A 20,217-nucleotide genomic window follows, 5' to 3' on the forward strand; every position below is an offset into this window, starting at 1 on the left:
GGCAACGCAGGTAAAACCTGCTTATTTCGAAAAGCGCTTGGGATTATTCCAAAGCTTTTTGAAAAAAATCTGAACTAATCTGGAAGGACACTACTCAGAGATACTGAATGGCTGGTGAAGCCCTTCGATGCTCCTATGTTGTGTTAAGTGTTGGCAGATATCTGAACCCCGCCCTAGCGGTTCGGAACTTAAACCCCGGAATTTCTCCCTCCCCAATGAAATCCGGGGCTTTTTTTGCCCAAAATTTGTCTGTAGCGCGTTCATGCTGCCTTGAAAGCACAGCTCAAATGCTCATTTAGGTCCCCTAAAGTCGAGCGCGACCCCGGCCGCTTTTCACTGCCCTTTCGCCTTGCCTGAACACACTACAAACAAATTTCCATATCCCGACTTACTCGGCTGCCGCCTCGGCGCCTTTGTCTGCCAGTTCCATCCAGCCTGCCAACACAGTGTAGGCCTCTTCCAGGCCCATGCGTTTTGGCGCGGAGAAGAGCTGGATGGTGACCAGGTCACCCCAACCCTTGCGGATTTCCGACTGCACTTTGAGCAGGGTGTTCTTGGCTGCGCCGTAGGTCAGCTTGTCGGCCTTGGTCAGCAGGATGTGCATCGGCATGCCGGCAGCTACGGCCCAGTCGAGCATCAACAGGTCGAAGTCGGTCATTGGATGACGGATGTCCATCATCAGAATCAAACCCTTCAAACTCTCCCGGCCACCGAGGTAAGCCTCGAGGTGACGCTGCCAGTGTTGCTTGAGCGGGATCGGTACTTTTGCGTAACCGTAGCCCGGCAGGTCGACCAGACGCCGATCATCGTCTAGCTTGAAGAAGTTCAACAGCTGTGTGCGACCCGGGGTTTTCGAGGTGCGCGCCAGGCTGGCGTGAGTCAGGGTGTTCAGTGCGCTGGATTTGCCGGCGTTGGAACGACCGGCAAACGCCACTTCGAAGCCTTCGTCGTCAGGGCATTGATCGACTTTGGCGGCACTGAGCATGAACGTGGACTGTTGGCACAGGCCGAGGATGGGATTCTTGAGTTGCATAGGATTTCCGATGTGGGCGGCGCCGGGATTGGGCGCGGAACGCGGTGTCGCTTCCGTTTCAGTGACGCCAGTATATAATGCCGCAGATTTTGTGTGTGCTTTGTCCCAGCGAAGGATGAAGTTCACGAGAGCGACAGACCTTGATTGCGCATTAGAACGCAGAACGCTCTCAACCCTGAAAAGGTCGTTTTATGACGAAATGGCTGCTGGCTGCCGGAGTCTTGATGCCGCTTTACAGCGCACAGGCTACACAGGATCCGGAAGCTGTGTACAACCGTGTTTGTGGTGCCTGTCATTCCGGCCAACTACCCATGGCGCCCAAAAGAGGCGATCAGGAAGCTTGGACGCCGAGGTTGGCGAAAGGTATGGGGACGCTGGTGCAACACGTGACCCAGGGTTTCAAGGCGATGCCGCCGCGTGGTTTGTGCATGGACTGCAGTGCCGAGGATTACCAAGCCATCATCCTGTGGATGAGCGCGAGTAAGCCCGGTCCATAACTTAACCCTTAGCCGTAGTTGGATTAGCTGATGAACAAATTGATCGTGAGTCTGCTGTTGACCGTGGGAATCTCGGGCTTCGCCCATGCTGCCGGTGATGCCGCAGCAGGCCAGGCAAAAGCCGCCGTCTGCGGAGCCTGCCATGGCCCGGACGGGAACAGCATGGCGCCAAACTTTCCGAAACTGGCCGGCCAGGGTGAACGCTACCTGACCAAGCAGTTGCACGACATCAAGTCGGGCAAGCGCACTGTTCTGGAAATGACCGGCCTGCTGACCAACCTGAGCGATCAGGACCTGGCCGACATCGCCGCCTACTTCGCCAGCCAGAAAGGCAGCGTCGGCGCCGCCGATCCGAAGCTCGTCGCACGCGGTGAAGCTTTGTTCCGTGGCGGTAATCTGGACAAGAAAGTGCCAGCCTGCACTGGCTGCCATTCGCCGAATGGCGCTGGCAACGCCGCCGCCGGCTTCCCGCACCTGGGTGGTCAACACGCTCAATACATCGCCAAGCAACTGACCGACTTCCGCAAGGAAGAAGGCGGCCGCACCAACGATGGCGACACCATGACCATGCAGACCATCGCCAAACGCCTGAGCGACGAAGACATCGCCGCCGTCGCCAGCTACATTCAGGGTCTGCACTAAGACCGCACTGGGCAGCGACGGATCTCGCGCAACGTTAACGCTCGATTAATCCGTCGCAGCAAGTATAAAAAGGGTGGCTTTGGCCGCCCTTTTTTGTGGCCGCTGCCGTTACACTACAGAACTCATGCCCGCCAGGATCTGTCTGAAAACAGGTCGCGCGAGGCGACCCAAATTGTCCAGGAGTAAAGCATGCGTAATCTGATCATCAGCGCCGCTCTCGTCGCTGCCAGCCTGTTCGGCGTGACCGCTCAAGCCGCCGAAGCCCCAGCCGCCCCTTACGTCGAGCTGGCCAACCCGGTACCGGTTGCAGAGCCTGGCAAGATCGAAGTGGTCGAGCTGTTCTGGTACGGCTGCCCGCACTGCTACGCCTTTGAGCCAGTGATCAACCCTTGGGTTGAGAAACTGCCGTCCGACGTCAACTTCGTACGTATTCCGGCCATGTTCGGCGGCCCATGGGACGCTCACGGCCAGATGTTCCTGACCCTCGAAGCCATGGGTGTCGAGCACAAGGTTCACGCAGCCGTTTTCAACGCGATCCAGAAGGAACACAAGAAACTGACCGACAAAAACGACATGGCTGACTTCCTCGCCACACAAGGCGTGGACAAGGACAAGTTCCTCGCCACTTTCGACTCGTTCGCCATCAAAGGTCAGATCGTCAAGGCCCGCGAACTGGCCAAGAAGTATGAGATCACTGGCGTGCCAACCATGATCGTTAACGGCAAGTACCGTTTCGACATCGGCTCTGCCGGTGGTGCCGAGCAAGCGCTGAAACTGGCTGATCAACTGGTCGCCAAAGAACGAGCGGCAACCAAGGCTGCGACCAACTAAGCGCGGCAGCCGCCATGCGCCGCTGGAAGTCTGAACGCACCGTTGGCCTGCATGATCCGCAGGTCAACGAGCATCACCTGGCATCGACGGGCCTGCCCGCAGACCAGCGTCTGCGCTTGCTCAGTTTCAATATCCAGGTCGGCATCAGCACCGAGCGCTATCGGCATTATCTGACTCGCAGCTGGCAGCACCTGCTGCCGCACAACGGGCGCTCAGGCAACCTGCAAAAGATTGGTGACTTGTTGGGTGACTTCGATCTGGTCGCCCTGCAGGAAGCCGATGGCGGCAGCCTGCGTTCAGGCTACGTCAATCAGGTCGAACATCTGGCGCAGCTCGGCTCCTTCCCTTATTGGTATCAACAACTCAATCGCAACCTCGGTCGACTGGCCCAGCACAGCAATGGCGTGCTCAGTCGCCTGCGCCCGTGGGCGATCGAAGATCACCCGTTGCCCGGCCCGAAAGGTCGCGGCGCGATCCTCCTGCGTTTCGGCGAAGGCCCGGAAGCGCTGGTAGTGGTGATGATGCACCTGGCCCTTGGCGCGCGAACGCGCAGCCTGCAACTGGCCTATATTCGTGAGCTGATCGGTGGTTATAAACATCAGATTTTGATGGGCGACATGAACACCCATGCCAGCGATCTGCTACAACAGTCACCGTTACGCGATCTCGGCTTGCTCGCCCCGCAGGTGGAAGCGACATTCCCCAGCTGGCGCCCTCAGCGTTGCCTTGATCATATTTTGCTCAGCCCGACCCTCACCCTGGAAAAGGTCGAAGTGCTGGCACAACCGATTTCCGATCACCTGCCGGTCGCGGTAGAGATTCGTCTGCCGGGTTCGCTCACGGCCGATGCATTGCCCGCGTTGAGTCCTGCCCCTCGCGGAACCCCTGAATGAGCGACGACGCCCAGCGCTGGAAAGAGAAGTACCTCAAAAGCATCGAACAGCAAGACAACCTTGAACGGCGCTGGGCCGCCAGGCTCGACTTGCTGCGGCGCGGCCTGGTGCGCAGCACACTCGCGGCTGAGGGCACCGACAAGGTCGTGGATCAATGCATGAAAGAGATGCGCGATGTGGTGCGCACCGACGACATGGACGCCGGCCTCGCCGCCCTGCTACCGCGCCTGGAAAAAGCCGTGCTCGATTCCGAGCAGCGCCGCGAAACCCGCATCGATCAAGTCAGCACCGCGCTGACGTCGCTGGTCACGCAGTTGCAGGCGTTGCCGCTGCCCCGTGAGGTCGCCCAGCCACTGAAGAAATTCGCCAAACAGCTGGATAGCCGCGTCGGCTCGGCGCGGGAAATGCCGCTGTTGCTGAGTGAACTCAGTGGTTTGCAGGGCAAGGCATTGAGCCAATTGGAGACGCCGGCAGAACCGGGACGTCCGGGATTGTTGCAGCGCCTGTTTGGCAGTCGCGATAGCGAAGAAGCACAAGTGACAGAATCGCCCGCGCAGGTTCCAGCCGCGCCGACGGCGCAACCGCTGGCTGCACCGCCCCCCGCACCGGAAACCGCACCGCCCGCGCCTGTCACGGCGATGGAGCCGGTATCGGCAGCTCCCGCCATCCAAGCAGCTGCACCTGTTGTCGAGCCAACAACGCCAGCCGCCCCAACACAGTTGGAACAGGCAGACGTGGTTGCCTTTGTGCCGCCCACGGTCGTCAATGAAGTCATCAGTGAACCGGCCGAACCGGCGGCAGAGCGCTTCGAACCCGAACCTGTTTTCGCCCCGGCTTCAGCGCCGGCTCAACCGCCGACCGCTGAGGCGATCAACCCCGATGAACTGATCTACCCCGGTGATCCATCGCCACTGATCCTCGACAGCCTGCCCCTGCCCGAACCCATCGCGCAGGCGCTGGCGGCCATTGACCCGGAACAAGCCGAACACGACATCCTGTTCGCCCTGCCGGACACTCCGGAGCCGTCCTACAGCTCCGTGGCCAAACACATCGAAGATACCCTGATCGGCCTGCTCGACGACCTGACCCTGCCTGAACGCCACCGCCCGCAAGCCGAAGCCATGCGCGAACGGCTTAAACACGGGTTGAACTGGTACGAACTGATCCCGATCCTCGACGATCTGGCGACGTTGATGCTGGCGATCACCGACAGCGGCCAACACGAATTCGAAGCCTATCTGCAGCAACTCAACGAACGCCTTGAAGCGTTCCAGAGCAATCTGCAAGCCGCCAGTGCAGGCCATGCCGACAACAGCTCGGCGGCGAAAGCCATGGACACGCAAATCCGCGAGCAAGTCGACGGCCTGCAGACCAGCGTGCAGGAAGCGGCGGACCTGGAAGACCTCAAGCACGTGCTGGAGAATCATCTCGAGGGCCTGCTCGGCACCATGGACCAGCACCAGAAACAGCGCGACGCCCGCGAGCAGGAAGTCGCCACGCGACTGAAAAGCCTGTCCGAGCGCGTGGCGCATATGGAGCAGGAAGCTCAAGGCTTCCGCGAACACCTGGAAGTACAACGCCAGAAAGCCCTGATCGACCCGCTCACCGGCCTGCCCAACCGCGCCGCGTGGAGCGAACGCCTCGAGCATGAAATCAAGCAGTGGCAACAGCACGGCAATACCCTGAGCCTGGCCATGCTCGACCTTGATCACTTCAAGCGGATCAATGACAACTATGGCCATCTGGCTGGCGACAAGGTGCTGAAAATCATCGCCACCGTGCTGCGCAAACGCCTGCGCGGCTCGGATTTCATTGCCCGGTTCGGTGGTGAGGAGTTCGTTCTGCTGATGCCGGCGACGCCACCAGCGGTCGGCGCCAAGCTGCTGGAAACCCTGCGCGCGGCTATTGAAGCCTGCCCGTTCCACTTCAAGGGTGAGCGCGTGACAATCACGATCTCCATGGGGCTGGCGACATTCCGTGCGGGAGAACACAGCGATCTGGTGCTCAAAAGAGCCGATCAGGCGCTGTACCGGGCGAAAAACGCCGGACGCAACCGAGTCGAGCTGGGCTGAGCAAATTGTTCCATTTTGTTTAAATCCGCCCGCTGACCGTCGACGCGCAAGGCAGTACGTTACACTGTTGCATTACTGTCTTGCGTGTACTGCCCTTTGCCATGAAATTATTTGCCCTCCTCACGTCGCTGCTCGTTCTGGCCGGTTGTGCCAGTGGCCCGCGTTACAACACCAGCCATCCTTCGGCCAATTACGACAGCCGCATCCAATTCGTGATCGTGCATTACACCTCGGCCTCACTGGAGCGCTCGCTGCAATTGCTGACCCACGGCGAAGTCAGCAGTCACTACCTGATCGGCGACGACAAGGGCGGCACCGTTTACAAACTGATGGACGAAAACCAGCGCGCCTGGCACGCCGGCGAAAGCCAGTGGCAAGGCCGCACCTGGCTCAACTCCAGCTCGATCGGCATTGAAATCGTCAATCCGGGTTTCAAGGACACCCCCACCGGGCGCCTGTGGTACCCGTATAGCGAAGCGCAAATTCAATCGCTGATTGCCCTGCTCAAAGACATCAGCAAACGCAATGGCATCAGCCCGCGCCATATCATCGGCCACAGCGACATCGCGCCACTGCGCAAACTCGATCCAGGGCCATTGTTTCCATGGAAGCGACTCGCCGCCGAAGGCTTGGGCATATGGCCGAACGAACAGGCCGTTGCGCGCCAGCAAATGCTGTTCAACAACAGCGAACTGCCGAGCATTGGCTGGTTCCAGGCGCAGTTGGCGCACTTGGGGTATGACACGCCGCAGACCGGCGAACTTGACGTTGCGACGCGTCATGTCATCGCCGCCTTCCAGATGCACTTCCGCCCTGCGCGCTTCGACGGCACGCCGGATGCACAAACGGCCGCGTTGCTGCTGGTACTCAATCAGACAAAATAATGACGCCCGCCCGACGGTCAGGGCGAAATTGCAATCAGCAGCTATAACTCATTGGTAATTCTTCGGATATTCCATGATGGTTGCTACCCGAGAGACGCTGCGTAGCTGGTTTTATCGCCCCTGGTTTTTGGCGATGATCGCGGCTGTCCTCAGTGCCAGCCTGCTGATCGCCGGCGGTATGTTCGTGGCGATGCGTCAGGTCGAGCAAAGCGAAAGTCAGCAAATGAACGCGCAAGGCGAACGCTTCCTCGCCCGCCTCGAACAGTTGTTCGGCCAGTTGCGTGAAAGTCTCGATGACCTGGAGGCGCAGCCATTGCGCAGTTGTGACGATGAAATGATCGCCACGCTGCAGCAAGTCACCTTCAACTATCGCTTCGTTTACGAAGCGGCTTATATGGACGCTTCGCGGATCTGCTCCAACCGTCCGCGCCAGGAAGGCCTGTCGGGCGTTCGAGCGCCTGATATCAAAGGCCCGACCTACAGCTATTGGCTGAACACCACCACCGAACCCGATGAAAACCGTGCGGCGTTGATGCTGGGGCGCGGCAATTTCCGCGTGGCCACCTCGCGCGGACACCTGACCGACATGGTCGACCTGTCGCCCGGCAGCAGCCTGCTGGTGGTGCTCGACCATGGCACCCGCGCCATCCCGGTGCTGGGCACGGCGCAAGCCTGGCCGCCCACAGAACACTGGCCCCCGAAGAGTCGCGATGCCCTGCAAGTCACGCAGACCCGGCTGATCTACCGCATGCCCACCGACAACCCGGAATATCAGCTGGTGCTGATCACCCCCAGAACCGGCATGCACATTCCGGCTGTCTGGTGGTGGATCATCCCGGCGTGTCTGCTGCTCGGCGCCTTTGTCGGGTTTTTCGTGTTTTTACTGGTGCGCCAGCGTCAGTCTCTGGATGCCGAACTTCACGGTGCGATCCGCCGCGGCGAGCTGCAGGTGCTCTATCAGCCGATCTTCGACCTCGACAGCCGCAACTGCGTCGGCGCCGAAGCCCTGCTGCGCTGGCGTCGCCCCGACGGCACGCTGACCAGCCCCGACCTGTTTATCCCCATGGCAGAAAACACCGGGCAGATCCGGCAGATGACCGACTTCGTCCTGCAGCGCTTGCTCGAGCAACTGGGCCAGTTGCTGCGGGCCAATCCGCAGTTGTACATCTCGGTCAACCTGGCGGCCTGCGACGTGATGGTGCCGCGCATCGGCCAGGTCATGGCGCGGCTGCTTACCCTGCATCGCGTGGCCGCGAAACAGATTGCCTTCGAGGTCACCGAACGTGGCTTGATTGATGTGGTGGTGGCACGGGAAAACCTGCAAGCCTTGCGCGACGTTGGTCATCAGGTGTTGATCGACGACTTCGGCACCGGCTATTGCAGCCTCGCCTACCTGCAAACCTTGCCGGTCGATTGCCTGAAAATCGACAAAGCGTTCATTGATGCACTGGGCCATGACGCGGCCAGCAGCGGCGTCGCCCCACACATCATTCACATGGCCCAAGCGCTGGATCTCAAGGTGATTGCCGAAGGCATCGAACTCGAATCCCAAGCGCAATTGCTGCGCAGTGAAGGCGTGAAATTCGGTCAGGGCTGGCTATTCGCCCATGCGCTGAGCGCGGTGCAGTTCATCGAACTGATCACCCGTGGCCGGCGCCTCGCCGGACGGCGCATGGATGATGAAGCCTAGACGGCGAGCGCCATATAAAACTGCGTGCCCTGCCCCGGCCGCGAGTAAACGCCCATGCGTCCGCCATGCAGCTGGACGATTTCCTTGCACAGCGCCAAGCCCAGGCCGGCACCGCCCTTCTTGCGTCCAACCTGCACGAACGGCTCGAATATCCGCCCCTGCTGGCCGTAGGCAATACCTTCGCCGTTGTCTTCGACGCTGATAATCACCCGCTCGCCATGCCGACGTGCCTGCAAGCGGATCTGACCGGCGCGGGCGGTATGGCGCAAGGCGTTGTCGATCAGGTTGTCGAGGACGCGATCAAGCTGCGCCTGATCAGCCTGCAAACGCGGGAGTGGCCCCTGAACTTCGACATTCAGGACGATGCCCTTGGCTGCCGCCGAATCGGCAAAGCGCAGCTGCGCCTGCTCCAGCAAATCTTCGATGGAACACGGCGCCAGTGTGAGCTTCTGCAGACCGTTCTGATAACGCGAGAAGTTGAGCAAGTCGTTGATCAATTGCATCAGGCGCTGCATTTCTTCATTCACGGTGTCGAGCAAATCGGCTTCGCGGGAGTCTGCAGGAAACTTCGCCCGTTCGCGGAACAGGCCGAATGCCATGTGCATGCCGGTGACCGGCGTGCGCAGTTCGTGTGAGGCTCGCAAGACGAATTCACTGCGTACCCGTTCGAAGGCGCGCTGCTCGGTGACATCGTGCAACACCATCACCGCGCCGAGGATATGGCCCTGGGTGTGGCTGACCGGGGTCAGGCTGTAGGTCAGCAGGCGGGATTCGCCGTCGACCTCGATACTCAGATCTTCCGGCGCCCGCTCCAGGGTGCCCCCGCGCAGTACAAGTTGCAGCTGCGCATCCAGCTCCGGGCGCTCCAGCGCCGTCCCCAGTCCTTGGCCGAGACGGTCATCTTCCCAGCCCAATTGCCGCTGAGCGACAGGATTGAGGTGCTCCAGATGCCCTTGCCGGTCGATCATCAGCAAGCCGTCATCGATGCTGTCGAGTACCGCCTGCAAGCGCTGCTGACCGGCGAGCAATTCGTCGACATTGGTCGCCTGATGCTCGCGCAGTGCCTCGGCCATCAGGCCAAAACGTTTAGTCAGCAGGTTCATTTCCATCGCCGAGGATATCGGCAGGGTCACTTCAAAATTGCCTTGGCCGATATTGTCCGCGGCTTTCGCCAGCGCCTCGATCGGAGCGCCGAAACGCCGGGCAATGCCGTGAGCCGTGATGAAACCGATGATCAGCACCGCCAGCCCGACAAAGCCCAGCAGACCGGCGATCAGCAACGCGCGGTCGCGTGCCTCATGCTGTACCGCGTTGATGTTATCCAGTGCATGTTTGTGTTCGGCGATCAGCCCGTTGCGCAGTGTATTGAAGCGCTCTCTGAAGTCGGCGCTGCTGCTCATCGAACTGGCGGGGTCACGCGACAGATCGAACGATTGCAGGAAGTTCAGGTAATCCGCTTTGGCCTGACTGAACCCGTACTGCCGACCATCACCTTCTTGCTCTTGGGCAATGCCTTCGTCGAGCAGTTGGAAGTAATGCTGTTTCGACGCTTCGAACGCTACCGGGTCGGGCTTTTCAGCCATCATGATGATCAGTTGATCACCCAGGGTCTGGCGCAATTTGAGCCCCAGATCCAACGTGACGAAGTTGCTGCGCACCAAGGTTTCTTGCGTTCCCGCCATCTGCATCACGCTGACCAGCCCGAGCAGCAGCCCGAGCAAGGCCACGGTGATGAGCGCGGAAATACTCAGGAACAAACGGGTCCGCAACTTCATCGCCAGTTTCATCGTCGGGCGCTCACAGGTTGTACTGCTTGCGCTTGCGATACAGGGTCGAGGCGTCGATGCCCAGAGTTTTCGCCGCTTGATCCAGGGTGCCGGCGGTGGCGAGCACCGCGCCGATGTGAGCTTTTTCCAACTCGTCGAGACTCAACGCCGCACCGACTCTTGGCGCATTGTTGGCCGGTTGTTCGGCCATGCCGAGGTGGCTGATTTCCACGCGTTCCTGCGGGCAAATGATGCTTGCTCGCTCGACCACGTTGCGCAGCTCACGAATGTTGCCCGGCCAGCGGTAGCCGAGCAGCGCCTCGCGTGCCTCGTCGCTGAAGCCGCGCGCCGGACGTGCGTACTCTTTAACGAAGCGGGCGAGAAAGCGATCGGCCAGCGTCAGGATGTCCTCGGCACGCTCGCGCAGAGGCGGCAGGTGCAGAGTGATCACATTGAGGCGATAAAGCAGATCTTCACGGAATCGGCCGTCACGGACCATGTCTTCGAGATTGAGGTTGGTCGCCGCGAGGATGCGCACATCAGCGCGGCGTGTAACCGGATCACCTACCCGCTCGTATTCCTTGTCCTGAATAAAACGCAGCAACTTGGGTTGTAATGTCAGCGGAAAATCGCCGATCTCGTCAAGAAACAGCGTACCGCCGTCAGCCTGATTGACACGACCGAGCGTGCTTTCGCTGGCACCGGTAAACGCCCCTCGACTGTGGCCAAACAGCTCGCTTTCCATCAGCTCAGCGGTCAACGACGGGCAATTGATGGTCACGCAGGATTTTTTCTCGCGCTTGCTCCAGCCGTGAATCGCTCGAGCCAGCTCACCTTTACCGGTGCCGGACTCGCCGAGGATAAGGATGTTGGCGTCGGTGCCGGCGACTTGGCGAGCAGTTTCGAGCACGACTTTCATCGCCGGGCTGTGGGAATCGAGACCGTCCTTCGGTTTGCGGATCTCGCCTTCGAGGGCTTCGAGGCGCGCCGACAGTTGGCGCACTTCCAGTTGCTTGGCAGTAGCCAGACGCAACTGGTCCGGGCTGCACGGTTTGACCAGATAGTCGGCGGCGCCGGCCTGGATCGCATCGACAGCGGTATCCACGGCCGAATGCGCGGTGACGATCACTACGCGCATCCACGGCGCCTGAATGCGCATTTGCGCCAGCACGTCGAGACCGTTGTCTTCGCCCAGACGTAAATCAAGGAAGCACAGGTCGAAGACCTGGCGTTGCAGCAGCGCCTCGGCTTGAGCCGCGCTGTTAGCAGTGGCGACCGTATAGCCCTCGTCTTCAAGGCAATAACGGAAGGTACGCAGGATGGCGGATTCGTCGTCCACCAGCAGAATGCGGCCTTGATGCTCAGTGGCAGATTCCATTTTTCCTACGCTCCATAGTGATTGGTCTTGGGTTAGTCCCGGAAAAATCGGGCAAGTTGCATGGTTGATTCTGAACGATGCCAGCCATAGGAGGGTAGCTCTCTCCTGCCTTTACGGCCAATACGTTGATTTTGTTGTTTTTTTAAACAAATGCCGATTTGCAGGGCATTCCCTGCGTACTTTTCTGACATCTGCGCCCTGCTCTCAATTCCATAAGAATGAAATCTCCTACGAAAAAATCGTGCATTGCGCACGATCCCGGATGCCCCATCGTGCAGGATGCGTCGCAAACGTTTTTTCCATCACACATAAATTATTGATTTTATTGAATATTTTTCAAATAAAAACCTGGCATGCAGGCTGCAATACCTCATTCAGCCCGGGCAGAAATGAATTGCCCAACCCAACAAGAGAGTGAGGAACCCAGGATGACTCGCCAACGTGCCGCCCAAGTGCGTATCTCGCCACTGCACATCCAGCAAGGCCTGTTTGGCGTACTGGCGCTGTTGATCACTCTGATTGCTTGCCAGCAATACCTGCGCTGGGAAAACAGTCAGCAGGTTGAGCCGTTGATCTCGATCCAGCACAGCACGCAAACGCACTTCAGCGCCGTCAGCAGCAGCCAGGCCGAGAGTGCCTCGATGCGCATGATGGATGTCGATCAGGCACAGCCACTGGATCAGCTGCCGCGTGAAGAGCGCTGGGTTTTCTAAAGAACACATGAATTCGGGCGCGCGGCGCCAGAACACGTAACACCCCTAAATAGAGAAGTAAGGAGAATCACCATGTTGAGCTGGGCAATTACATTCTTGATCATTGCCATCATCGCTGCAGTACTGGGCTTCGGTGGTATCGCGGGCACCGCCACGGGTATCGCCAAGATTCTCTTTGTCGTGTTCCTGGTGATGTTCATCGCTTCCTTCTTCTTTGGCCGTCGCGGCCGAGGTTAACGATGACTGTGTTTAAGACACTGGCAGCCGCCTTGCTTCTGGGCGGTAGTGCCATGGCGATGGCGGCCAATGATGGCCAGGCGCGGGTCAACGAGCTGCTTGCGTCTGACGCGCAGTACCGTGAAACCTGGGAAGGTGTGATCAAAAAGGAAGAGCGGGTACCGGAATGGGTAGTCAATCTATCCGGCACATCCGAGCAACAAATGAACGCGGTTACTGAGGATGGTGACCAGTATCTGGTGGGCCCGCTCTGCGAGAGTCAGGACAAATGCCTGAACCACCGCCTCATCGTGGCGTTCAGTTTCGACAAGGATGATGCCTACGCCATGCTGGTTGATGTGCCGGAAGGCCTGCCGCAAGACAAGTCGCCGACGCGACATGCGACTTATCGCTTCTTCGGTAAACCCGACCAAGGCATGCAGGATCTGCTGATGGAAACCCTGAAGAAAGATCCGAAGTGGTACTGATTTGAACATGAAGGCAGCAGCCCTGCTGCCTTCCATTGCGCCCACCTGAGGAAGGAAGGCGCATGACCAAGGGGCCGGGACGTTCTGACTGTTGCAGGGTCGGAGTGACCTACGGGTACAGGGAGTGCCTGCGCAAGGGCCGGGTCAGGGTAAAAGCTGCGTCGCAGGTTCGCCGACCCTCAGTGGCTCGACGGACTTGCGCTGAGCTTTCCAACACGCAAAACATTGATCCAGAGCGTCCAGCTCACCCTTTCTATCGCTGACACTGCGCGCGAAAACATTACGCGGTGTTTCATGGCGACCGTATATCGACAAAGAGACCGCTTAAACAGTAGGACTTCTAGTCTTGCTTCGTAGGCTTTTTCCTAAAAATTTCGTCGATTTTTCTCGTTCAAAAAACAACCAATCTACGCTGTGATGGCCGGTTCACGGCACTTATGCCGGCCGAAATGTCACAATCGAACCGGTTGGGACGCCAGTTTCATTTAAAAAAGCTCATGCCGATTCGGCATAGGGTAGGCGTTTACGGCATTAGACGGCGCAACCTTGCATCGGAATAGTTGCGCCTTTTTTCGCCTGCCGAAGAGCCGTAAATACGCGCTTCGGGGCACCTTATACGGAGGCAGATGCATAGACTTTTCCGCTAAGAGCGTTCCAGTTCCTGCATGTGCCTGAGTCAAACGCAAGTAAGGGTAAAGATAATGAAGAAGGCAAAAATCAGCCTCGCCTGGCAGATCCTCATCGGTCTGGTTCTGGGTATTGCAATTGGTGCGTTGCTCAACCACTTCAGTGCCGAGAAGGCCTGGTGGATCAGCAACGTCCTGCAACCGGCAGGCGATATCTTTATCCGTCTGATCAAGATGATCGTGATCCCGATCGTCATCTCTTCCCTGATCGTCGGCATCGCCGGCGTGGGCGACGCCAAGAAACTCGGGCGGATTGGCCTGAAGACGATCATCTATTTCGAAATCGTCACCACCATCGCCATCGTTGTCGGCCTGCTGCTGGCCAACCTGTTCCACCCGGGCACCGGCATCGACATGAGCACCCTGGGTACGGTCGACATCTCCAAGTACCAGGCGACCGCCGCCGAAGTACAACATGAACATGCGTTCATCGAGACCATCCTCAACCTGATCCCGTCGAACATCTTCGCGGCCATGGCCCGCGGCGAAATGCTGCCGATCATCTTCTTCTCCGTGCTGTTCGGTCTCGGTCTGTCGAGCCTGCAGTCGGACCTGCGTGAACCGCTGGTGAAGATGTTCCAGGGCGTTTCGGAAAGCATGTTCAAAGTCACCCACATGATCATGAACTACGCGCCGATCGGCGTGTTCGCGCTGATCGCGGTGACCGTGGCCAACTTCGGCTTTGCCTCGCTGCTGCCGCTGGCGAAACTGGTGATCCTGGTTTACGTCGCCATCGCCTTCTTCGCCTTCGTGGTGCTGGGCCTGATCGCCAAGCTGTTCGGCTTCTCGGTGATCAAGTTGATGCGCATCTTCAAGGATGAGCTGGTGCTGGCCTACTCCACCGCGTCTTCGGAAACCGTGCTGCCGCGCGTGATCGAGAAGATGGAAGCCTACGGCGCACCGAAAGCCATCTGCAGCTTCGTGGTACCGACCGGTTACTCGTTCAACCTCGACGGTTCGACCCTGTACCAGTCCATCGCCGCCATCTTCATTGCCCAGCTGTACGGCATCGACCTGTCGATCAGCCAGCAACTGCTGCTGGTCCTGACGCTGATGGTCACCTCCAAAGGCATCGCCGGTGTACCGGGCGTTTCCTTCGTGGTGCTGCTGGCCACTCTGGGCAGCGTTGGTATTCCGCTGGAAGGCCTGGCGTTCATTGCCGGTGTCGACCGCATCATGGACATGGCGCGTACCGCTCTGAACGTGATTGGTAACGCCTTGGCGGTACTGGTAATCGCGCGTTGGGAAGGTATGTACGACGACGCCAAAGGCCAGCGCTACTGGAACTCCCTGCCGCACTGGCGCAGCAAGGAAAAACTGCCGGCAGGCGAAATCTCCAAGAACTGACACCCCCCTGTAGGAGCTGCCGCAGGCTGCGATCTGTTGATCTTGCTGTTAAAAAACAAAATCAAAAGATCGCAGCCTTCGGCAGCTCCTACAGTAGATTGAGGCCACCCGGTAAATCGGGGGGCGGCAGATCCATACGAACCCCGGAGAAATCCGGGGTTTGTCGTTTCTGGCGACACCGCTATCATTCGCGGCATTCTTCGGGGGATTTGACTGATGCTTAATGGCCTGTGGCTTGGCTTCTTTGTCGTGGCAGCAATATCTGCGCTGGTGCAGTGGCTGGTCGGCGGTAACGCCGGGATTTTCGCAGCGATGGTGGAAAGCATTTTCGCCATGGCCAAGCTCTCGGTTGAAGTCATGGTGCTGCTGTTCGGCACCCTCACCCTCTGGCTCGGGTTTCTGCGCATCGCCGAGAAGGCCGGAATCGTCGAATGGCTGGCCAAAGTCCTCGGCCCGCTGTTTCTGCGGTTGATGCCGGAGGTTCCGCCAGGCCACCCTGCCCTTGGCCTGATCACCCTGAACTTCGCGGCCAACGGCCTCGGTCTCGACAATGCGGCGACGCCCATCGGCCTGAAAGCCATGAAGGCGCTGCAGGAACTCAATCCCAGCGCCACCATCGCCAGTAACGCGCAAATCCTCTTTCTGGTGCTCAACGCCTCCTCTCTGACCCTGCTGCCGGTGACGATCTTCATGTACCGCGCCCAGCAAGGCGCGCCGGATCCGACGCTAGTGTTTCTGCCGATCCTGCTGGCGACCAGTTGCTCGACGATCGTCGGCTTCCTCTCGGTGGCATTCATGCAGCGCCTGCGGATCTGGGATCCGGTGGTGTTGGCCTATCTGGTGCCGGGCGCGCTGCTCCTGGGTGGGTTTATGGCGTTGCTCGGCACCCTTTCCGCGACGGCTTTGGCGGGATTGTCGTCGATCCTCGGCAATCTCACGCTGTTCGGGTTGATCATGCTGTTTCTGATCATCGGCGCGTTACGCAAGGTCAAGGTTTACGAGGCGTTCGTCGAAGGCGCGAAGGAAGGCTTCGATGTCGCGAAGAATCTGTTGCCGTATCTGGTGGCGATGCTGTGCGCGGTTGGCGTGTTGCGCGCATCCGGGGCACTGGACTTTGGGCTGGATGGCATTCGGCATCTGGTCGAGTGGGCCGGTTGGGACACGCGATTTGTCGATGCGCTGCCGACGGCAATGGTCAAACCGTTTTCCGGCAGCGCGGCAAGGGCGATGTTGATCGAAACGATGAAGACCTCGGGCGTTGACAGCTTCCCGGCGCTGGTCGCGGCAACGGTGCAGGGCAGTACGGAAACGACGTTCTATGTGCTGGCGGTGTATTTCGGCGCGGTGGGGATTCAACGCGCGCGGCATGCGGTGGGATGTGCGTTGCTGGCGGAGCTGGCGGGTGTACTCGGCGCGATTGGCGTCTGCTACTGGTTCTTCGGCTAAGCAAAAATCCAATGTGGGAGCGAGCCTGCTCGCGAAGGCGTCGTGTCAGTAACATCAATGTGAATGACACACCGTATTCGCGAGCAGGCTCGCTCCCACAGGGGAATGTGTCCTGTCAGTGGCTCTTGGGGGCGAGTTTCTGGCCTTGTTCGACGGCCCAGGCCACGACTTTTGCGCTCAGGCGATCACTGGCCTGGCCAAATCCGGCCACTACCGCCGGCACTTGCACATCGCTCAACGGCTGACGCTCCTCAAACCGTCGACTGGCCAGAATCCGCTGGTCGTAACCGCGCACCAGCAACGCATCGACGCGCACCACGACGCTGGCCTGTGTGCCCTGATACTCGGCCTGAAACGCCTGCAAGCTCCCGCCCAATTCCAGATCTGCAGCAAAGTTGCTGTCATCGGTACTGAGCAACGTCACCCGACCATCACGCGTAAACCCGTCGAGCAAGCGATTACGCACCAGCACCGGCGCCGGATCACTCCAGCGCGAGCCTTTGTAGCTGCTGATCACGTCACCTTGTGGAATCACCGCAATCGTCGGCCGGTTCAACGCTTCGCTGGCCTGCAACTTGTTCAACCGCAGCGACCACGGCTGAGTCGCCGCCGGACTGGCCGAGGCGGGCGCCTGGGCGGTGGGCAGGCGATAGACATCCGACGGCTCTGACTGGGGCAGAATCGAACAGGCGCTGATCAGCGTGAAGCCGGCGAGGAGGGCAAGTCGAGTCAGCTTCATGGCGTGAATTCCTTGTTCTTGTCACGGCCCAGCAGGTAGCCGCTGGGGTTGGCCTCAAGGCGTTGCGAGATGGCGCGCAGCGAGGTCAGCGTCTCACGCAGTTCGCGGATCGCCGGGGCCAGGCCATTGAGGCCCTGCATGCCGTTGTCGAGGGAGTTTTCGTTTTTGCTGAGCAAGGTGCTGATGGTGGTTGTGCTTTGTTCCAGCGACTTCATGGCTTGCTCGGCGCTGCCCAGTGCCTGTTTGCCCTGGTCGTTGATCAAGCCGTTGGCGTTGCGCATCAGCAACGAGGTCTGCTCGAGCATGCTGCCGGCCTGTTTACCGACGGTCGCCAGTTGCTGCATGGCTTGCTTGATGTCGCCGCGCTGATCGTTGATGGTGCCGGTGGTCTGCTCCAGATGGGCAAGGGTTTTGCTCACACGCTCGACGTTCTCGGCCGAGAACATCTGGTTGGCGTTCTGCAGCAGCGCAGTGATGCCGGTCATCAAATCGTTGGAGTCATTGAGCAGCCGCGAAATAGGCGAGGGCGATGCGACGATGGTCGGCAGGTTGCCGTCATGGCCGCGCAGCTTCGGGCTTTCCGGTGTACCGCCGCTGAGCTGGATGATCGACGTCCCGGTGATCCCGGCCAGCGCCAGTTTGGCCTGGGTGTCTTCCTTGACCGGCGTATCGCCGCCGAGACGAATCCGCGCCAGCACGCGCCGTGGATCTTTTGGATCAAGGCGCAGGTTGATCACATCACCGACCTTGATCCCGCTGTACTGCACCGGGCTGCCCTTGGACAGGCCACTGACCGCCTCGCTGAAGACAATCTCGTAATCCTTGAACTCGGTGTCGACGCTGGACTTGGCCAGCCACAGACCGAAGAGCAGGGCGCCTGCCACCACAATCACGGTGAACAGGCCGATCAACACATGATGCGCTCGGGTTTCCATGTCAGACCTCGTTGAGCAATTTGGCGGCGTCCAGCGCCGAGCGGCCGCGCGGGCCGTGAAAGTATTCGTGAATCCACGCGTCGTCGGTTTCCGAGACGACGTCGATAGGCCCTGCGACCAAGACCTTTTTCTGCGCCAGCACCGCCACGCGGTCGGTGATGGTGTAGAGCGTGTCGAGGTCGTGGGTCACCAGAAACACGCTGAGACCGAGCGCATCGCGCAGGGTCAGGATCAATTGATCGAATTGCGCCGCACCAATCGGATCAAGGCCAGCGGTGGGTTCATCGAGAAACAGAATGTCCGGATCCAGCGCCAGGGCCCGGGCCAGAGCGGCGCGTTTGATCATGCCGCCGGACAGCGACGCCGGGTATTTGTCCGCCGCCGACAGCGGCAGCCCGGCCAGCGCCAGTTTCACCGCGGCCAGGTGCTCGGCGTCGTTGCGACTCAGGCCGGCGTGTTCGATAAGGGGCAGGGCGACGTTCTCGGTGACGGTCAGCGAGGAAAACAGCGCGCCTTTCTGAAACAGCACGCCAAAACGCCGCTCAACCAGCGAACGCTCATGTTCGGACAGGCTCGGCAGGTTCTTGCCGAACACTTTGACCATGCCTTCGCTGGGCCGGCGCAGGCCGACGATGCTGCGCAGCAACACCGATTTGCCGCTGCCGGAGCCACCGACCACGGCGAGGATTTCTCCCTTGTACAAATCCAGATCGAGGTTCTCGTGCACGCTCTGGCTGCCGAAGCGATTGCACAGGCCACGGACTTCGATCACCGCCTCCGAGGGCGCGCGCGGTAGACGACTCACCAGCCCATCTCCATGAAGAACAGCGCAGCCACCGCGTCGAGCACGATCACCACGAAAATCGACTGCACCACCGCAGACGTGGTGTGCGCGCCGACCGACTCGGCGCTGCCACTGACCTTGAAGCCTTCCAGGCAACCAATCGCGGCAATCAGGAAAGCGAAAATCGGGGCTTTGACCAGGCCCACCAGGAAATGCTGGATGCCGATGTCCGACTGCAGCAATGACAGGAACATCGCCGGCGAAATATCCAGCGACACCGCGCAGACCACGCCGCCGCCGATGATCCCGCACAGCATGGCGAGAAAAGTCAGCATCGGCAGGGCCACCAGCATCGCCAACACACGCGGCACCACCAGCAGTTCCATCGGGTCGAGGCCGAGGGTGCGGATCGCGTCGATTTCTTCGTTGGCCTTCATCGAGCCGATCTGTGCGGTGAAGGCACTGGCGGTGCGCCCGGCCATCAGGATCGCCGTGAGCAACACACCGAACTCACGCAGAAACGAGAAGCCCACCAGGTCCACGGTAAAAATCGTCGCGCCGAAACTGGCAAGCACCGTCGCGCCGAGAAACGCCACCACCGCGCCGACCAGAAAGGTCAGCAGCGCCACGATCGGCGCAGCGTCGAGGCCGGTCTGCTCGATGTGCGCGATCATCGGCGTGATGCGCCAGCGCTTGGGCCGCAACAGGTTGCGCGCGATGGTTTCCATGATCAGGCCGACGAATCCGAGCAGTTGCAGGGTGTCCTGCCAGACCGTATCGACGGCGCGACCGATGCGCGTCAGCAACTGCACGCTGACGCTGATTTCCGGCTCCTTGATCGGCACACAGAAATCGGTCAGCGAGCAATACACGGTTTGCAGCAACGCACGGTCGGCGGAGGAGAGGGTGCAATCGGGATGTTCGGCGGATTTGCCGAGGCGCTCGGAGCCAAGCAGCTCCACTAGCAACGACGCGCCAGCGGTGTCGAGGGCGCCGAGGCTGTTCAGATCAATCGGCGTGTTGGCGTCGTACTGGCCGTGGAGCTTTTCGCTCAGTTGCTTGAGCTCGGCGTAATGGGCAAGCGTCCAGTCCCCGGTGACCCGCAGGCGGGCAGGGGTTGTCGACGTGTCCAGTTGGGCATTACCGCTGATCGAGCTGCTGGTCATAAGCTCCGTGC

The 20,217-nt window shown here is 59.8% G+C and carries 19 protein-coding genes; 12 read left to right on the plus strand and 7 right to left on the minus strand.

All coding sequences use genetic code 11. The annotated features are described in order from the left end of the window. Positions 1–388 precede the first annotated feature (388 nt). On the minus strand, positions 389–1,033 hold the full coding sequence (gene yihA / locus QZR14_RS02300) for a ribosome biogenesis GTP-binding protein YihA/YsxC (RefSeq protein ID WP_123455004.1): 645 nt from the start codon (positions 1,031–1,033) through the stop codon (positions 389–391). A gap of 191 nt (positions 1,034–1,224) precedes the next feature. Here yihA and QZR14_RS02305 point away from each other — a divergent pair, with 191 nt between their 5' ends. The 7 genes from QZR14_RS02305 (at position 1,225) to QZR14_RS02335 (ending at position 8,542) form a co-directional block, all read left to right on the plus strand. After that, on the plus strand, positions 1,225–1,530 hold the full coding sequence (locus QZR14_RS02305) for a c-type cytochrome (protein WP_250605525.1): 306 nt from the start codon (positions 1,225–1,227) through the stop codon (positions 1,528–1,530). 30 nt (positions 1,531–1,560) lie between these two features. Continuing rightward, on the plus strand, positions 1,561–2,172 hold the full coding sequence (locus tag QZR14_RS02310) for a c-type cytochrome (RefSeq protein WP_311995799.1): 612 nt from the start codon (positions 1,561–1,563) through the stop codon (positions 2,170–2,172). Positions 2,173–2,361: 189 nt separating this feature from the next. Then, positions 2,362–3,003, plus strand: coding sequence for a thiol:disulfide interchange protein DsbA/DsbL (locus tag QZR14_RS02315; RefSeq protein WP_311995800.1), 642 nt, complete (start codon positions 2,362–2,364; stop codon positions 3,001–3,003). A 14-nt stretch (positions 3,004–3,017) separates the two neighbouring features. Continuing rightward, positions 3,018–3,896 (plus strand): endonuclease/exonuclease/phosphatase family protein, encoded by an 879-nt coding sequence (locus tag QZR14_RS02320; protein ID WP_311995801.1) that lies wholly within the window; start codon positions 3,018–3,020, stop codon positions 3,894–3,896. Next, positions 3,893–5,968 carry a GGDEF domain-containing protein gene (locus QZR14_RS02325; protein ID WP_311995802.1) on the plus strand — a complete coding sequence of 692 codons (2,076 nt, stop codon included), beginning with the start codon at positions 3,893–3,895 and terminating at the stop codon, positions 5,966–5,968. The genes QZR14_RS02320 and QZR14_RS02325 overlap by 4 nt, the downstream gene beginning before the upstream one ends. Before the next feature lie 101 nt (positions 5,969–6,069). Continuing rightward, entirely contained in the window at positions 6,070–6,852 is a 783-nt protein-coding gene (locus QZR14_RS02330; RefSeq protein WP_311995803.1) for an N-acetylmuramoyl-L-alanine amidase, read from the plus strand. A 76-nt stretch (positions 6,853–6,928) separates the two neighbouring features. Next, entirely contained in the window at positions 6,929–8,542 is a 1,614-nt protein-coding gene (locus tag QZR14_RS02335) for an EAL domain-containing protein (RefSeq protein WP_250605896.1), read from the plus strand. Here the strand turns inward: QZR14_RS02335 and QZR14_RS02340 are convergent. Next, on the minus strand, positions 8,539–10,329 hold the full coding sequence (locus QZR14_RS02340; protein ID WP_311995804.1) for a KinB sensor domain-containing domain: 1,791 nt from the start codon (positions 10,327–10,329) through the stop codon (positions 8,539–8,541). The genes QZR14_RS02335 and QZR14_RS02340 overlap by 4 nt on opposite strands. Before the next feature lie 10 nt (positions 10,330–10,339). Continuing rightward, the gene (gene algB / locus QZR14_RS02345) at positions 10,340–11,686 is read right to left on the minus strand and encodes a sigma-54-dependent response regulator transcription factor AlgB (RefSeq protein ID WP_047297450.1); all 1,347 of its coding nucleotides are present in this window, start codon (positions 11,684–11,686) and stop codon (positions 10,340–10,342) included. Positions 11,687–12,114: 428 nt separating this feature from the next. Here algB and QZR14_RS02350 point away from each other — a divergent pair, with 428 nt between their 5' ends. From QZR14_RS02350 to QZR14_RS02370, 5 genes are all read left to right on the plus strand, one after another. Beyond that, a complete protein-coding gene (locus tag QZR14_RS02350) occupies positions 12,115–12,399 on the plus strand; it encodes a hypothetical protein (RefSeq protein ID WP_127925304.1) in 285 nt (94 codons plus the stop codon). A 72-nt stretch (positions 12,400–12,471) separates the two neighbouring features. Then, positions 12,472–12,636: a DUF1328 domain-containing protein gene (locus QZR14_RS02355; protein WP_003177151.1), complete on the plus strand. Its 165-nt coding sequence runs from the start codon at positions 12,472–12,474 to the stop codon at positions 12,634–12,636. A 2-nt stretch (positions 12,637–12,638) separates the two neighbouring features. Then, complete coding sequence (locus QZR14_RS02360) at positions 12,639–13,103, plus strand: inhibitor of vertebrate lysozyme family protein (RefSeq protein ID WP_250605531.1); 465 nt, start codon at positions 12,639–12,641, stop codon at positions 13,101–13,103. A gap of 701 nt (positions 13,104–13,804) precedes the next feature. Further along, a complete protein-coding gene (gltP, locus tag QZR14_RS02365) occupies positions 13,805–15,136 on the plus strand; it encodes a glutamate/aspartate:proton symporter GltP (RefSeq protein ID WP_034152229.1) in 1,332 nt (443 codons plus the stop codon). Positions 15,137–15,352: 216 nt separating this feature from the next. Then, positions 15,353–16,582, plus strand: a complete 1,230-nt coding sequence (locus tag QZR14_RS02370; RefSeq protein ID WP_311995805.1) for a nucleoside recognition domain-containing protein — start codon at positions 15,353–15,355, stop codon at positions 16,580–16,582. 115 nt (positions 16,583–16,697) lie between these two features. On the opposite strand, the gene QZR14_RS02375 is transcribed toward QZR14_RS02370, so the two are convergent. The 4 genes from QZR14_RS02375 to QZR14_RS02390 are packed head-to-tail and all read right to left on the minus strand — an operon-like array spanning position 16,698 to position 20,206. Then, entirely contained in the window at positions 16,698–17,321 is a 624-nt protein-coding gene (locus tag QZR14_RS02375) for an ABC-type transport auxiliary lipoprotein family protein (RefSeq protein WP_250605533.1), read from the minus strand. Next, positions 17,318–18,256 carry an MlaD family protein gene (locus QZR14_RS02380; RefSeq protein ID WP_250605534.1) on the minus strand — a complete coding sequence of 313 codons (939 nt, stop codon included), beginning with the start codon at positions 18,254–18,256 and terminating at the stop codon, positions 17,318–17,320. Before QZR14_RS02380 ends, QZR14_RS02375 begins: the two co-directional genes overlap by 4 nt. 1 nt (position 18,257) lies before the next feature. Next, the gene (locus QZR14_RS02385) at positions 18,258–19,061 is read right to left on the minus strand and encodes an ABC transporter ATP-binding protein (protein WP_007911797.1); all 804 of its coding nucleotides are present in this window, start codon (positions 19,059–19,061) and stop codon (positions 18,258–18,260) included. Further along, entirely contained in the window at positions 19,058–20,206 is a 1,149-nt protein-coding gene (locus QZR14_RS02390; protein WP_311995806.1) for an ABC transporter permease, read from the minus strand. Before QZR14_RS02390 ends, QZR14_RS02385 begins: the two co-directional genes overlap by 4 nt. Positions 20,207–20,217: the final 11 nt, after the last annotated feature.

Source organism: Pseudomonas sp. rhizo66, from assembly GCF_031931925.1.
In the GTDB taxonomy this organism is placed as follows: Bacteria; Pseudomonadota; Gammaproteobacteria; order Pseudomonadales; family Pseudomonadaceae; genus Aquipseudomonas.

Coding starts and splice junctions, on each gene's coding strand:
- QZR14_RS02325 (WP_311995802.1), top strand. CDS start 3,893: ATGAGCGACGACGCCCAGCGCTGGAAAGAGAAGTACCTCAAAAGCATC.
- QZR14_RS02335 (WP_250605896.1), top strand. CDS start 6,929: ATGGTTGCTACCCGAGAGACGCTGCGTAGCTGGTTTTATCGCCCCTGG.
- QZR14_RS02350 (WP_127925304.1), top strand. CDS start 12,115: ATGACTCGCCAACGTGCCGCCCAAGTGCGTATCTCGCCACTGCACATC.
- QZR14_RS02340 (WP_311995804.1), bottom strand. CDS start 10,329: ATGAAACTGGCGATGAAGTTGCGGACCCGTTTGTTCCTGAGTATTTCC.
- QZR14_RS02330 (WP_311995803.1), top strand. CDS start 6,070: ATGAAATTATTTGCCCTCCTCACGTCGCTGCTCGTTCTGGCCGGTTGT.
- QZR14_RS02370 (WP_311995805.1), top strand. CDS start 15,353: ATGCTTAATGGCCTGTGGCTTGGCTTCTTTGTCGTGGCAGCAATATCT.
- QZR14_RS02375 (WP_250605533.1), bottom strand. CDS start 17,321: ATGAAGCTGACTCGACTTGCCCTCCTCGCCGGCTTCACGCTGATCAGC.
- QZR14_RS02305 (WP_250605525.1), top strand. CDS start 1,225: ATGACGAAATGGCTGCTGGCTGCCGGAGTCTTGATGCCGCTTTACAGC.
- QZR14_RS02310 (WP_311995799.1), top strand. CDS start 1,561: ATGAACAAATTGATCGTGAGTCTGCTGTTGACCGTGGGAATCTCGGGC.
- QZR14_RS02320 (WP_311995801.1), top strand. CDS start 3,018: ATGCGCCGCTGGAAGTCTGAACGCACCGTTGGCCTGCATGATCCGCAG.
- QZR14_RS02315 (WP_311995800.1), top strand. CDS start 2,362: ATGCGTAATCTGATCATCAGCGCCGCTCTCGTCGCTGCCAGCCTGTTC.
- QZR14_RS02390 (WP_311995806.1), bottom strand. CDS start 20,206: ATGACCAGCAGCTCGATCAGCGGTAATGCCCAACTGGACACGTCGACA.
- algB (WP_047297450.1), bottom strand. CDS start 11,686: ATGGAATCTGCCACTGAGCATCAAGGCCGCATTCTGCTGGTGGACGAC.
- QZR14_RS02355 (WP_003177151.1), top strand. CDS start 12,472: ATGTTGAGCTGGGCAATTACATTCTTGATCATTGCCATCATCGCTGCA.
- gltP (WP_034152229.1), top strand. CDS start 13,805: ATGAAGAAGGCAAAAATCAGCCTCGCCTGGCAGATCCTCATCGGTCTG.
- QZR14_RS02380 (WP_250605534.1), bottom strand. CDS start 18,256: ATGGAAACCCGAGCGCATCATGTGTTGATCGGCCTGTTCACCGTGATT.
- yihA (WP_123455004.1), bottom strand. CDS start 1,033: ATGCAACTCAAGAATCCCATCCTCGGCCTGTGCCAACAGTCCACGTTC.
- QZR14_RS02360 (WP_250605531.1), top strand. CDS start 12,639: ATGACTGTGTTTAAGACACTGGCAGCCGCCTTGCTTCTGGGCGGTAGT.